The organism is Vibrio maritimus (assembly GCF_021441885.1).
Classification (GTDB): domain Bacteria; phylum Pseudomonadota; class Gammaproteobacteria; order Enterobacterales; family Vibrionaceae; genus Vibrio; species Vibrio maritimus_B.
The window spans coordinates 866055-879600 of sequence record NZ_CP090439.1; the positions used below are offsets into that span (position 1 = coordinate 866055).

The window sequence follows — 13546 nt, forward strand, 5'->3', positions numbered from 1 at the left end:
ATTCTTTCGGGGCTTTTTTCGTTTTGTCGCTCTACTTTGCGATTCTATTTTGTGTCGGTTGAACAGTCTTGTTCAATGCTAAGGCCAGCAACGCAATCAGTGCGGTTAACCCATAGACGAGAGCGACCTGCGTTAAGTCTGTACTGTCGATAAGTTTTGTAAACAGCGCTGAAATCAGGGCACCAGCACCAAAAGTTGTCGCGGTATACAGGCCACTCGCCGTGCCAGCGTTCTCTTTAAAGTCTGCCAGTGCATTTGCAGGGCTGCTGCTCAGTAGGATGGTGCAACCCGTCGCGATGATAACCATTGGTAGAATTAGCGAGTACCACATTTCTATCCCACTCATCACAAACATGATGGCACTGCCTGCCACAATGAGCCCTAGTGATAGACCGATGAGCGAGCGAATAGTCATTAGTGCATTGATTTTTGGTGATAGGAAACTACCGACCATAAACACCAATGCGATAATCATAAACATCTGGCCAAACGAAACCTGTGAGACTCCTAGGCGCCCCATTAGGTACATAGGCGCCACAGTAAGTAGATAAATAAACAAGCTTTGTGCTGTCAAAGCAAAGAACAGATAGGTTCTAAAGCGCGTGTTTGAAAGTACCGATAAGTATCGTTTGCCGAGATTTTGTGAAACAGGTTCATCACGTTTGATAGGAGTCTGCGCTTTATCATTAGGTAGCGTTAGAGCGATCCAACCAATGCTAATCACTCCCATTAACGCCATGATAGTAAACAGGGTAAACCAAGCGTTGTTCGCAACGACATAGGCACCAATCAGAGGTGCACTAACGGGCACGAATGCTAAGATTCCGTTTAGGTAGCTATATGCACGGTTGAGTGTTTCCCCTTCAAAACGCATTCTGATAATAGCGAAGATAGCGGTAAAGCCAGCACTGCCACCAAAGCTTTGAAGTGCTCGAAAAGCCAAGAATTCGAGCGATTGGGTGTCCTCGACACCTGAGATAAGATAAGAGCTGAACCCGAAAAGTATCATGCCAATCATAGCGATGTTTTTCTTACCAAGGGTATCGGCAATACCTCCCCAGAAAAGCTGCCCAATGCCCCAAAAAAGCATATATACACTGATCGCCATTGAAGGTAGGTCGGCGTTATTGAAGTACTCACCAATCTGTTGAACTGCTGGTAAGAAGATATCTAGACCCAAGGGCAAAAGTGTGAAAAGAGGAAGCCCTGCCAGAAGAGTGAGCCCAACACTATGGCTGAGCGGTTTACTTTGAGTAACAGTGTTCATGTTTGATTCCCAGTCTAGGTGCATGTGTTTCATCACACCCATATTGATAAAGGTGGCGTAAGGTACCTGCCTTACGTCGTTGGGAAGGAGAATAGAAGAGTTGATTAATTAGAACTAGATGGTAAATAGCTAAATGATTATTAGCTTTTTTATAATAATTATTGACAGGGAGTTCAAAAGCAGCGTATCACTCGATAATTTAGGGGGAGGCTATCCCTGAACGCTCTACCAGTAATCAGAGCGCTAGGGATATCACGTGTGTTTTTTATTAGACCTGTTAGAAATAGTACGCCACACCCACTTCAAACTTATGATCATTATCGGTAGGTAAGGCAATGCCTCCTGAGTTCGATTTCGCCTCCAATTCTGACTTGGTATAGGTGTGCGAAGCTTCAACCCACCACAAGCCATCTTTGGAAATCGGTTGGCCGTAGCCTGTTTTCACCTGTAAGACATCGCCAAATACTCTAAGATTTCCGCTGTTTTTATCGGAGTCAACGTCACCACTCACATGCATGTACTGAGGTTGGAATACGGCATATTGACCCCAATTACCAATAGACAATGAACCGAATAGATTCAGTTGATAGCCGCTTAGGCTAGCGTCCATGCTTCCATCCTGTCTCGCCGTTCCCATAACATAAGCGACATTGGGATAGATCGAGAGCGCTTCCCAAGGTGTAGCTACTTTGGCTATGGTACCGATGGCGACCAAGTCTGAACCGATACCATTAGTGTTCTCCCAACCGCGAATGTAATCGACAGAGAATCCGGCTTGCTTGATTGCCGCGCTATCAACGTCCAGCACCTGAAAGTAGCGAAGACGAGTGTTGTTGTCTTTACTTCCGGTGCTGTTGGTTTTGGTCGCAAGGTTGTGCTCGACCAGTCCCATGAAGGTGTTGTCTTCTGAGTATTGCCCTGCAAGACCCACCATCCCTTTTAGCATGCCCTGATTATCCACCGTACCAAAGACAAACGAGTTTACTTGCGTTAAATCGCTTGGGTCAGGTTGTGTCGTTTCTGCTTGTGCAAAACTAACGTTGAATAGCGAAACAATCAGTATTGGCGTCCAACGTGTTTTCATTGTGGCGGCTCCAGTGCATCGAGAATGCTTGGAACTAACTGATGGAATTGCATTGCCGCAAAGCGAGGCGTTTCTGCCATTGGGTAGGCACCGTTGAGCGCAATCACCGAGTTGGTTTCTTTGTGCATCACACACATTTGCCCATTAACACCAACCATGGCTAGGATTCGGTGTTTACCAATCTCCAGTACGCGGAATTGGTCTTTGTAGTAGCCTGAAGCGAGCACCGATTCTTTCCCTTTTTGCCACGCTCTGCGAACCTCTTTGTTGCCTTTCCATAGGTTTCTTACAAACTCTGCAGGCAACACTTGCTCGCCTTTGTCATTTTTGCCGTCATTGAGGAACAGTAGACCAACGCGTGCAAGATCCTTGGTTGCCATATTCATACCGGTAGAGCCCATCGCTAGCCCCTTTTTATCCGACATAAAGTGAGCATCGGCCGCGACACCCACTTTTTGTAGCAGGTCTTGCTCGAGGATGTTGGTAAAGGATTGACCAGTCGCGCGATCAACAATGAGACCCAGGAGCTCTGAGTTCACATCTTGATAGTCGTACTTCTCACCCATGGCATACGCTTGGCGCTCTTTAATCAGCGGGAAGAAGTCCAAGGTGCCATTTGGGTATGGTTCAGCAGCCTCTTCACCGTAATAGCCCTGTGCGTTAGATAAGCGAACATCCCAGTACTTCTCTTTCGTACCCGGTGCGAGGATGACGGCTGTACGCATGTCTGACACTTCTTGAACGGTCGCGTTTTCAAAAGCAGATCCCTGAAGCTCTGGAACATACTTCACCGCGAAGTCATCCCAATTCAAGTGACCTCTTCCAACCGCAATGGCAGCCGCCATCGCCGTAAATGACTTAGAAACAGACATATCCAAATGAGGAGAAAACTCCGTCATGCCATTACCAAAGTGCTCATGAACAAGCTTACCATCTTTGAGAATCACCGCGTTGTGGTTTTGCATGCGGTTAAGCATGAAGTCTTTGGCCGACATTTCGCCATCGTAGTCAGGCACCATAACGTTGGCTAGATCGAGAGGCTTGCCCTTAGGGAGTTCCAGGACATAGTCGCCTTTGTGTAAGGTATAACTGTGGGTGAACTTGTAGACGTGTGGCATTGCCGAGGCGATAAACTCGGGCGTTTCCCATGTTTCGCCCGTAATGCCATAAGCCTCAGCGGCAGCAATATAGTCTAAATCTGGTTCAGTAAATGTTACGGCATTAACGTTTAGTGAACCTAACGCCAGAACTGAAGCGAGGAGTGTTTTTTTCATTGCCATCTTCCCAAATTAATTTTCGATTCGCCTCTGCTGAGGCACTTAGATGATTTTGGAAACACGGTAGTCTAGGGTGTGAATTGTGAGCAATACGAACGAAATTAGAAATGGGTAGAGAGGCATTCAGAATTAAGCGCGAGGTCACAAGCTCTCGCGCCTTTAGATCTATTTGTTGAGTTAAGTTGCTGCTACCAAGCGTTCAAAAGCTTAGCTCAGCACCTTTTTGAGCTGCCACAATGAGTTTTGTATTTGCTCAAGTGGCGCTGCAAAGTTCATGCGATAGAAGTTTTCGTCCGGCTCTCCAAACCAAGTCCCCGGTGTTAATGCGAGCTTAGCCTCGTCTACCAGCACTGACTTTAATGCGTCAGAATCAAGATTCAGCCCGCTAAAGTTGAACCAAATTTGGTTGGTTCCCTCTGGATCGAATACAGTCACTTGAGGTAGTTGCTCACGCATGAAGGTCACAATCCAGTCGCGATTACGTTGGGTGTATTGGACGAAGTCATTGAACCAAGCTTCGCCGTATTCATAAGCTGCAATGGTCGCACGAGTAGTAAAGACGTTGCCATGATCGAGCGACATGGACGCCACCGTTGCTTTGATTTGATCTTTGAGCTCAGTATTAGCGCTGTAGATGTAGCCATTGGAGATACTATTTAGTCCAAAATTCTTTGCTGGCGAGCCAATAATCGTGATGGTGTTGTCATAGTCAAAAGAGGCAATACTCGTGAATGTATTTCCCTCGAATACGACGTCTGCGTGAACTTCATCACTGACAATAAGCGTTTGATGTTTTTCAGCAATTGCGACCAACTTTTCCAATTCGTCTGGTTTCCAAACGCGACCAACTGGGTTATGTGGGTTGCACAGAAGGATCATTTTTACATTGTTGTCACGCAGTTGACTCTCTAGCGCGTCAAAATCCATAACGTAGCGACCGTCAGCAACGCTGAGTTTATTACTTACAGCTTCTCTACCTGCAGATTCAATCAAGCGTCGGAACTGATGATAAACAGGAGTTTGAATGAGTACGCCGTCGCCTTTTTCCGTGAACTCTCGAATCAGAAGTGCGATCGCACTCAATACGCCCGGTACTTGCACGAACTGTTTGGGGTCAAGTGTTAGGCCGTGACGCTTTTGGTTCCAATTGGAAATAGCGCTGAATACCGTTTGTGAATCGAACTCATAAGAGTAGGTTTCACGGTTCACTAGTTCTTGCATTGCCTGAGTGATAGGCGAAGCAATCGGAAACTCCATATCGGCGATCCAATACGGTGTGACATCATCGGTGCCATAAATCTGCTTAAGCATGTTGCTGTCGTGTTTAATGAACTTGTTCGATGCTTCTCGGTTGTCAGGAGTGACTTTTAACATAATAGGTCTCTAGTTTTGGTTCGTGTGTACCTATAAGACGAAGCAGGGTGAAAAAAGACGAAAAGTATTTTTATATTTCTGGAAATGTGAAAATTAAACGACAGTTTTCTTCAGTTGGGCATGTGAAATGCGCTGTCTACTGTGAGCTACAGCCTTTTTGCCATCGGGTGATCCGGATTCAATTGCAGCAAGTCCCAGAGGTTGCCATATAGGTCTTTAAACACAGCAACCCAACCGTAGTCCTGCTCTGATGGCTCGCGAACAAAATGGATACCGAAAGCACGCATGCGCTCGTAATCGCGCCAAAAATCGTCGGTATTGAGAAACAGGAACACGCGACCACCGGTTTGATTACCGATAAAGTCATGCTGTTCTGGTTTTGAAGCTTTGGCGAGCAAAATGGTAGCTCCTGTAGAGTTTGGCGGTGCTACCACCACCCAGCGCTTGTCTTGCTCGGGTTGGTAGGTGTCCTCTATCAGTTCAAACTGAAGTTTATTCACATAAAAATCAATGGCTTCATCGTAGTCTTTGACGACCAGAGCAATGTGAGCGATGCCTTGTTTCATTGGTTTACCTTTGTGAACTCGTTGGGAGCGGTAAAAGTACCGTACAGGTTGTAGTCAAAGTCAGTCAATGGCGAAGCATGGTAAACGAGCTAAAATAACCCTGATACAACCTCTACGACAGCACACAAAACAGGATTGAGATCTATGGAAAAAAGCGAGAAAGAGCGGGTAAAAGAGCTGCTTATTGCCACTAAGTACGGTGTGTCTGCCTCTGAGATGCCTATCATCATTCAAGTGCCGCAGGAGAGAGGGTTAGCCATCATCAAACAACTCATTGCTGAGGGTGAGGATGTACACGCGTTAGGCGAAGGGGAAAATCCGGAGGAGCTGGTGCTGTACTCTATAGGTAGCATTGATGACAGTATTGCTCAGTATGAGTAGGCAGTACTATGACTGCCTTTATTATCTAGGGTAACTCACGATATTGTGGAATACCGCGTCTTCTGATACCGCTTCATAGCCATGCGGCTGGTCACTGTAAAAACGCAAACTTTCACCGGCATTGAGTAAGTGCCACTCTTGGTCAAAGAATATCTGCACTTGGCCACTTATCACATGCACATGCTCAATCACTCCCACGCTGTGTGGACTAGACATTTGCTGATGATGTCCTGACAACGTGATCTCAAAGACCTCGATACCAGTGTCTTCTTGAAAAGGAAATAACGGTTTTACCTTCATTCGTGGATCGTCAGGAAACAGGCGTTCGGGAGTTTGCAAGCTGGGTTCGTTGGCAAAAAACGCCGAGAATGAGGTTTCAAGTCCGCTGGCGATCTTCCACAAAGTAGCGATCGTCGGGCTCGATTCTTCTCGCTCTATTTGCCCAAGCATGGCTTTGGATACGCCAGTGAGTTTGGATGTCGCATCTAGGCTTAACTTCTTTTTCTTTCGTTCTGATTTTAGATACTGGGCGATCTCAGACCTAAATTTGGAGTCTTGCATTGGCTCTGTTCCTGTTGTGCGTTATAGCGCACAGTGCTATCTTTGTTTTGTGCGTTATTACGCACAGATGGAGTTACTATACAGAAAGGGATGACAATGAGCCAAAATATTTCCACGTTGCACCACATCACAGCGGGCTTTACGGCGGTGCTCGTCGGTTATACCAGTTCGGTGGTGATTATATTGCAAGCCGCGACGGCAGCAGGGGCGTCTCCCGCGCAAATAGAGAGTTGGTTGCTCGCGCTTGGTGTAACGATGGGAGTCACGTCGATAGGCTTCTCATGGTATTACAAAATGCCTATTTTGACCGCGTGGTCGACGCCGGGTGCTGCGATACTGGTAAGCTCAGCCGCGGAATACGACATGTCAGCTTTGATAGGTGCCTTTGTTGTGTCTGGTCTAATGATTGTTATCACTGGTCTTGTCTCTCCGCTTGCTCGAGCGTTGCAACGTATTCCAACCCCTCTTGCGACCGCGATGTTAGGTGCGATTTTGTTGCCATTTTGTGTTCGCGCATTTGAGCCTGCAATGACGACACCCTATGCGTTTTTATGGATGTTTCTCACCTTTATCGCCAGTAAGCGCTTTGTGCCTAAGTACACGATGTTGCTGCTGCTTGTTGTTGGATGCGCTTTGGCGTTTTCTGCTGATAGTGAATCGTTCTCAAACCCAGAGCTATCAATTGCCCAAGCGAGCTGGGTGACGCCCATGTTTGATTGGTCAGCAATGCTCAATATTTCCTTGCCGCTTTATATTGTAACCATGTTGTCTCAAAACCTTCCGGGTGTGGCGATGATGAAAAGCTATCAATATGAGACACCCGTGAAGCCAGTACTCGTGGGGACGGGTCTTGCAAACGTGCTATCCGCACCCTTTGGCGGTTTTAGTGTCAATTTAGCGGCGATATCGGCGGCGATTTGCATGAATGACGATGTAGACAGTGACAAGACCAAGCGATACAAAGCCGTGATTTGGGCTGGAGTGTTCTATCTCATTGCTGGGCTATTAGCATCCGTCGTGGTGTCGATGTTTTTAGCCTTTCCAAAGGAAATCACTCATATGCTTGCTGGCTTTGCGCTGCTTGGAACCCTGATGATGTGCCTGCAAAGTGCGTTTGATTCGCCAGATTACCGGGAGCCAGCTCTGTTGGTGCTGGTGGTGACGCTATCGGGTGTGACGATTTTAGGTATTAATGCGACCTTGTGGGGGCTGATTGTCGGCTGGGGTTATGCGTCATTGTTCTCTGATAATAAGATAAAAGGCCACTAAGTGGCCTTTATATCAGGAGCAGCTATCGGGGGACTGCTTTGCTCATATGTGGAAACTAGAGTCTACCTTGGCTTCGGCACATCATGATTTTGTCTTCTACCACTTTCGCCATGGCAGACTTTGGTAGCTCGTTATAAACGCGAGGGTCATTTACACCAGGCTGCTCTTTTAAAACCACCTTGAGTGCATCCGAGTAGGCGATTTTAAGCTCTGTCGCCACGTTTACTTTTGCGATACCTAAATCGATGCAGCGTTGTACATCACGACTGGCAACACCTGACGCTCCGTGAAGAACTAGTGGGATATCAATCATCGAAGCAATCTTCTCTAGGCGTTCAAAGTCCAGTTTCGGCTCTTCTTTATACATGCCATGGGCGGTACCGATGGCAATCGCAAGTGAGTCGACGTCGGTTTGCTCTACGAGAAGCTTGGCATCTTCAGGGTGTGTATATGGGTCATTCACAGACTCAACGATAAGGTCGTCTTCTTGACCAACAAGCTGACCAATTTCTGCCTCAACAGAGCAGCCATAAGCATGACAGATTTGTACGGCTTCACGTGTAAGTGCGATGTTTTCTTGCAGAGGCAGAGCACTTCCATCAATCATGGCTGAGCGAATACCGAGTCTTACCTTTTCGCGAATGTCGTTAAGATCATGGTGGTGGTCAAGGTGCACCACGACTTGCATGTTGCGCTCTCTTGCTGCGGCATTCACCATGTGCAGAAGTTCGCGTGAGCCGCCGTAGCCATAGGTGCCAGGTGTGCCCGCAAGAATAACCGGTGATTCCAGCGACTTGGCGGTATCTAAAATTACCTGTACTGTCTCTAGGTTATGGAAGTTAAACGCTGGGATCGCATAGCCATCGCGTCGTGCTTGTCGTAACCAGTAATTGCTATTGATAATGTTATTCATCTTCTTGACCCCAGCTAAGTAAAATTTTGCCTGACATTGGTTGTGTTGGTAGTTGTGAAACGCGTGTGATGTACATATCCGGTTCGTAGATGCCATCAAGTAGTGCTTTGGTGTTGACCTTGCCCTCGGAGAACAATTGGCAAGCGATCTCCCACTCTTCGCCCGGGTATGGGTAGGAGTAGTTCATCCAGCTGCCGGCAATCGATAGCTCTTTGCGAAGTACTTTTTCGTAGTCTTTGTAAGCGATATTGAAATCTTTATGTATGGTGCCCACCAGATAGATGCTCGCGCGAGGTCCAGCAATATTTAGGCTGAGCATAAAGGTCTCCGGTACGCCAGCGAGCTCAATAATCATCTGGTGTTGAGTCGATGAAGAGAGCTCAGAGAACTCCGCCATTTGCTCGCTATTAAGGGAGTTAACGGTACGGTCAGAACCTAATTGGCGTGCTGTCTCGAGCTTGTCATCACAGATGTCAATGGTGGTCACTGAGGCCGCACCTAAGGCTTTTGCAACTTGCAGAGTCAGTAGACCAATCGTGCCTGCGCCAATAATGATCACATGCTTATCTTTGCATCCGCCAGCCATGACGATGGGATGAAGGCCAACCGTAATTGGTTCAAAAAATGCGCCTTCAACCAAGGAAACGGTGTTTGGTAGTTTAAAACAGCATTTTTGTGGAATCGCGACGTAATGTGCATTACCACCTTGGCGACGTGAGCCAATGAAAGAGTAGTGCTTACAAAGGGAGTACAACCCTTGCTCACAGACATCGCACTCTTGGCAAGGGACGAGTGGTGCACAGCAAACACTGTCCCCTTGAGTATATTTTTCAACGTCTTGGCCAACAGCAACGACTTTGCCGGAGAACTCATGGCCGAGCGTGATAGGGTAGAAGTGTGCGCCTTTATCGAACACTCGAGGTACATCTGAGCCACAAAGACCTGAGTAGTACACCTCGACCAACACTTCGTCTGCGCCTAGTTCTGGCATGTCGTAGGCTGTCAGTTGGAGTACTTGGTTCTCCACGACTTCGACATGATGATTCATATTCATAGTTTTTACCCGCAACGACACCCACATCAAAAAATGTGTAGGTCTTACTTAACGTATTAAATTTGAAAGAGTGAAGGGCTGGCAGGTTGCCCTGCCAGCGAATTGGATTAAGCGTTAGCTTCTGTTAGCGCGTCTTTCTCTTGTTGGACTTGCTTCTCGTATTGCTTTGCGCGAGACCATGTCATGGCAACAGCGACTGCGTAGACACCACCGATGATGATGAGACCACCTAGGTTTTCAAGTCGGAACAGTTCAATCAGGATATAAGTGATCGGTGCGCCACCTTGGTCCATAGAACCGATTAGGTTGCTGCCTGTTACGTGGCCTGTTGTTTGACCAAGCTTGGTTAGGAATGGGATGGTTTGCGTCGCAATCCAAAGCGTTCCTGCCATGATGATAGAGCCAGAGATGATGGTTCTAAACAGGTTGCCACTGTGAACCGCCACACCCATTGCCACAAAGAAGCCGATTGTTGCTAAGTCGCCAAATGGTAGAATCGCATTACCTGGCAGTAGTACAGCAATGAAAATCGTCAGAGGAATAAACATCAGACTTGCTGATACTACGTTGGTTTGACCAAGCAGCAGTGCAGGGTCTAGACCGATCAAGTAGTCATCACCACCAAATTTGCTTTGTAGACGAGTACGAGCTTGTTTAGCAATTGGGTTCAGGCCATCCATGATTGGCTTGATCACGCGTGGCATCAATAGCATAACCGCGGCTGTTTTCACTGCTAGTTGCAGCACGTTCTGTAGGTCGTAACCTGCGAGCAAACCAATCGCTAGACCCATGATGAAGCCAACAACCACTGGCTCGCCGAATGCGCCGAACTTCTTCTGAATGCCGTCGGTCGAGAAGTGAACATTGCGAAGACCCGGGATCTTTTCAATGATTGCGTCAACCATTACCGCAATAGGGCCACAGTATGCTGAGGTACCATGCGGAACTGCAATGCCGTCAAGGCCAAAGTACTTCTTAGTATCTCTTGCGAACCAATCACCCAGCTTGTAAGCAAATGCCGCGTGAACGATAACGCCAACGATACCTAGCATGTAGCTGTCGGTTGCCATGTGAACCATCGCACCAGTAAAAGTCATGTGCCAGATGTTCCAGATATCCACGTTTACAACGCGAGTCATCTTAGAAACCAGCATTAGAATGTTGACTGCGATAGCTATTGGAATGGCAATCAGCGCCATCTCACTTGCCCAAGTAATCGGTGCGGTGCCAGGCCAGCCTAGGTCAACAACGCTTAGTTCAATGCCGAAGTTCGCCGTCATCTCTTGCGCTGCTGGACCAATGGATTCCAACATCAGACCGATAACGAGACCAATACCGACGAAACCAATACCAATATGAAGACCGGACTTAAACGCATCCCCCAGTTTCATTCCAAATGCCATTGAGAAAATCATGATCACAATTGGCAGCATTACTGTTGGCCCGAGATCGAGCACGTATCTGATTATTTCGTTTAACATAGTAGGGTATTCCTTTAGTCTCTCAATGGCCGGCCATACAGGAGCCGAGCCATCGAACAGGGATTATTAAAGAACAACAGCCAGCATTTTTTCTTTTAGTTCGTCTGCACCCACACCGGAGATAAACGGCATGCCGTGGAACAGAGGGATGTCGCCAAAGGTGCGATCCACTTTTGCGGTAGTGCAAATGAATGTCACGTCATCGCAGATGTAGGTGTCGATCTCGTTAACGCGGCATTGAACAATTTCGATATCCACGTTGTTCTCTTCACATAGCTCTTTGATTTCTTCCGCGGCCATCGTTGAGGTCGCTACGGCACCGCCACACGCTACAATTACTTTTTTCATGCTACTTCCTTATTTTTGTTTAGTATTTTCGAACTGAATGTGGCCGTGATTGCTTCAATCGTTGGCGCGTTTTTGAGTTCGTTAAAAAAATCTTCGTCCTGCAATGAGGTAAACAGGGCACGCAAGAGTTGCATCTGCTCCGCTGGGTCTGTGACCACAAGGGCGATGATCAGCTCTGCGATCAGTTCACCATCGTCATCGGCTCTTTCAAAAGGAATGCCCTGAGATGGTTTAATCAAATAGACGCAAGGCTTGTTCGCATGAGATGCGTCACAGTGTGGGATTGCCACTGCTCCAAACCCTAGGTCGATACCTGTTGGAAACACGGATTCACGTTCGTGAATCGCTGCGTGATAGCTCTCCTTTACAAATCCTTCGCCCATTAAGAAGTCACTGAGATGATCGAGTACTTCTTTATTTGTCTTTAGGTCAACATCGGTGTTTACCAGAAGCTGAGTTTCTATCATTTTCTTAACCTTTCGTTTTGCTTCGGAATAATCATAATCAAAACCTTCGATTAAAAAAGCGATCTGTCGCACATTTCGTCAATCTACGAAAATAAACACAAATTAACGAAGACATTCGTAAGTTTTGTTGGTATGTTTCTGGGTATTCGTTTAATTCAGTTGCAAACTCGAAAGTGTTAATGGCTTTCGTTTTCGATGAGGTAAGTTATGAAAAAGATCGTTGGTTTACATAAAACAAACAATAATATAGGCGTATATTCAGTATGTTCTGCTCACCCTATGGTGATTGAAGCGACTTTTCGTTACGAACTTGATAATTCGTTGCCCGTAGTAATAGAGGCGACATCGAATCAAGTAAACCAGTTTGGTGGTTATACGGGTATGAAGCCAAAGGATTTCGTAAGTTACGTTTACGAAATCGCAAATAATGTAGGCTTTCCGATAGAGAGAATTATCCTAGGCGGTGATCATTTAGGCCCAAATTGTTGGCAAAACGAAACCTCCGATCAAGCGATGGAGAAATCACGCGAATTAATTAAGCAGTATGTTGAAGCGGGTTTTACCAAGATTCACTTGGATGCCTCGATGTCATGTGCTGACGATAGCGTGCCTCTAGACCCCTCGATTGTTGCCAAGCGCGCTGCTGAGCTTTGCGCGGTGGCCGAAGAGTATGTACCAGCAGAGAGCAGAGACAAGATTACCTATATCATAGGAACAGAGGTTCCTGTTCCTGGGGGAGAAGCCTCCGAGATCAACTCGGTTCATGTCACAGAACTTGCCGACGTGCGTAACACCATAGACACCCATGTCACAGCTTTTGAAGCGCTTGGTATTGGTCATGCTATCGAAAAGGTTGTTGGTGTGGTTGTGCAGCCGGGAGTTGAGTTTGACCACAGTAAGGTCATTCGCTATCAAAAGTCTGAAGCGCAAGAAATTTCACGCTACATCGAGGGCACGCCATGGATTTACGAGGCGCACTCAACGGATTACCAAACGGCCAAGCACCTCAAAGAGTTGGTCCAAACTCACTTTTCGATCTTGAAAGTGGGGCCTGCACTCACGTTTGCCCTTCGTGAAGCGCTATTTGCCCTTGCTGAAATCGAGACCTGCTTGGTGAAGTCAGAGCACAGTAGTCAGTTTAAGAAGGTCGTTGATGATGTATTGCTTGATACGCCGAAGTATTGGAAGTCTTATTATGGTGAGAAGCACTCAGATATCATCAATAATCTTCACTTCAGCTTCTCGGATCGCATTCGCTATTACTGGACGGATGAACGAATTCAAGCTGCTCAGGGTCGTCTTATCGATAACCTCAACAAAGTCGACATTCCACTGACTATGCTCAGCCAGTATATGCCAAATCAATATCTTAAAGTCAGCTCAGGCGAGATCGTAGCAAATGCTCATGCGTTGATAATCGATAAAATCCAAGAGGTTGTTGGTCAGTATTCAGCGGCTTGCCAATAATCTGCGATCGAGGGACGAAGCGCGAAGGCGCTTCGTT

14 protein-coding genes are annotated in these 13546 nt (G+C 46.9%); 3 read left to right on the forward strand and 11 right to left on the reverse strand.

Features of this window, described 5'->3' with window-relative positions; translation table 11 throughout:
- Positions 1 to 31 precede the first annotated feature (31 nt).
- The 5 genes from LY387_RS20350 to LY387_RS20370 form a co-directional block, all read right to left on the reverse strand.
- Positions 32 to 1267, reverse strand: a complete 1236-nt coding sequence (locus LY387_RS20350; RefSeq protein WP_234497669.1) for an MFS transporter — start codon at positions 1265 to 1267, stop codon at positions 32 to 34.
- Positions 1268 to 1544: 277 nt separating this feature from the next.
- Positions 1545 to 2351 carry a hypothetical protein gene (locus LY387_RS20355; protein ID WP_234497670.1) on the reverse strand — a complete coding sequence of 269 codons (807 nt, stop codon included), beginning with the start codon at positions 2349 to 2351 and terminating at the stop codon, positions 1545 to 1547.
- On the reverse strand, positions 2348 to 3625 hold the full coding sequence (locus tag LY387_RS20360) for a serine hydrolase domain-containing protein (protein WP_234497671.1): 1278 nt from the start codon (positions 3623 to 3625) through the stop codon (positions 2348 to 2350). Before LY387_RS20360 ends, LY387_RS20355 begins: the two co-directional genes overlap by 4 nt.
- 210 nt (positions 3626 to 3835) lie before the next feature.
- On the reverse strand, positions 3836 to 5002 hold the full coding sequence (locus tag LY387_RS20365) for a MalY/PatB family protein (RefSeq protein WP_234497672.1): 1167 nt from the start codon (positions 5000 to 5002) through the stop codon (positions 3836 to 3838).
- A gap of 146 nt (positions 5003 to 5148) precedes the next feature.
- Positions 5149 to 5568, reverse strand: a complete 420-nt coding sequence (locus LY387_RS20370) for a VOC family protein (RefSeq protein ID WP_234497673.1) — start codon at positions 5566 to 5568, stop codon at positions 5149 to 5151.
- A 144-nt stretch (positions 5569 to 5712) separates the two neighbouring features.
- Between LY387_RS20370 and LY387_RS20375 the strand changes: the two genes are divergently transcribed.
- Positions 5713 to 5949 (forward strand): hypothetical protein, encoded by a 237-nt coding sequence (locus LY387_RS20375; protein ID WP_234497674.1) that lies wholly within the window; start codon positions 5713 to 5715, stop codon positions 5947 to 5949.
- 21 nt (positions 5950 to 5970) lie between these two features.
- Here LY387_RS20375 and LY387_RS20380 read toward each other — a convergent pair whose 3' ends face one another.
- Positions 5971 to 6510: a helix-turn-helix domain-containing protein gene (locus LY387_RS20380; RefSeq protein WP_234497675.1), complete on the reverse strand. Its 540-nt coding sequence runs from the start codon at positions 6508 to 6510 to the stop codon at positions 5971 to 5973.
- Positions 6511 to 6606: 96 nt separating this feature from the next.
- Between LY387_RS20380 and LY387_RS20385 the strand changes: the two genes are divergently transcribed.
- Positions 6607 to 7779, forward strand: coding sequence for a benzoate/H(+) symporter BenE family transporter (locus LY387_RS20385; RefSeq protein WP_234497676.1), 1173 nt, complete (start codon positions 6607 to 6609; stop codon positions 7777 to 7779).
- A gap of 55 nt (positions 7780 to 7834) precedes the next feature.
- Here the strand turns inward: LY387_RS20385 and gatY are convergent, their stop codons facing one another.
- The 5 genes from gatY to gatA form a co-directional block, all read right to left on the reverse strand.
- On the reverse strand, positions 7835 to 8692 hold the full coding sequence (gene gatY / locus LY387_RS20390) for a tagatose-bisphosphate aldolase subunit GatY (protein WP_234497677.1): 858 nt from the start codon (positions 8690 to 8692) through the stop codon (positions 7835 to 7837).
- Positions 8685 to 9746 (reverse strand): alcohol dehydrogenase catalytic domain-containing protein, encoded by a 1062-nt coding sequence (locus LY387_RS20395; protein WP_234497679.1) that lies wholly within the window; start codon positions 9744 to 9746, stop codon positions 8685 to 8687. Before LY387_RS20395 ends, gatY begins: the two co-directional genes overlap by 8 nt.
- Before the next feature lie 107 nt (positions 9747 to 9853).
- Entirely contained in the window at positions 9854 to 11227 is a 1374-nt protein-coding gene (locus tag LY387_RS20400; RefSeq protein ID WP_234497680.1) for a PTS galactitol transporter subunit IIC, read from the reverse strand.
- A gap of 66 nt (positions 11228 to 11293) precedes the next feature.
- Positions 11294 to 11575, reverse strand: coding sequence for a PTS galactitol transporter subunit IIB (gatB, locus tag LY387_RS20405; RefSeq protein WP_042475107.1), 282 nt, complete (start codon positions 11573 to 11575; stop codon positions 11294 to 11296).
- Positions 11572 to 12042 (reverse strand): PTS galactitol transporter subunit IIA, encoded by a 471-nt coding sequence (gene gatA, locus LY387_RS20410; protein WP_234497681.1) that lies wholly within the window; start codon positions 12040 to 12042, stop codon positions 11572 to 11574. The genes gatB and gatA overlap by 4 nt, the downstream gene beginning before the upstream one ends.
- 207 nt (positions 12043 to 12249) lie before the next feature.
- Between gatA and gatZ the strand changes: the two genes are divergently transcribed.
- Complete coding sequence (gene gatZ, locus LY387_RS20415) at positions 12250 to 13509, forward strand: tagatose-bisphosphate aldolase subunit GatZ (protein ID WP_234497682.1); 1260 nt, start codon at positions 12250 to 12252, stop codon at positions 13507 to 13509.
- Positions 13510 to 13546: the final 37 nt, after the last annotated feature.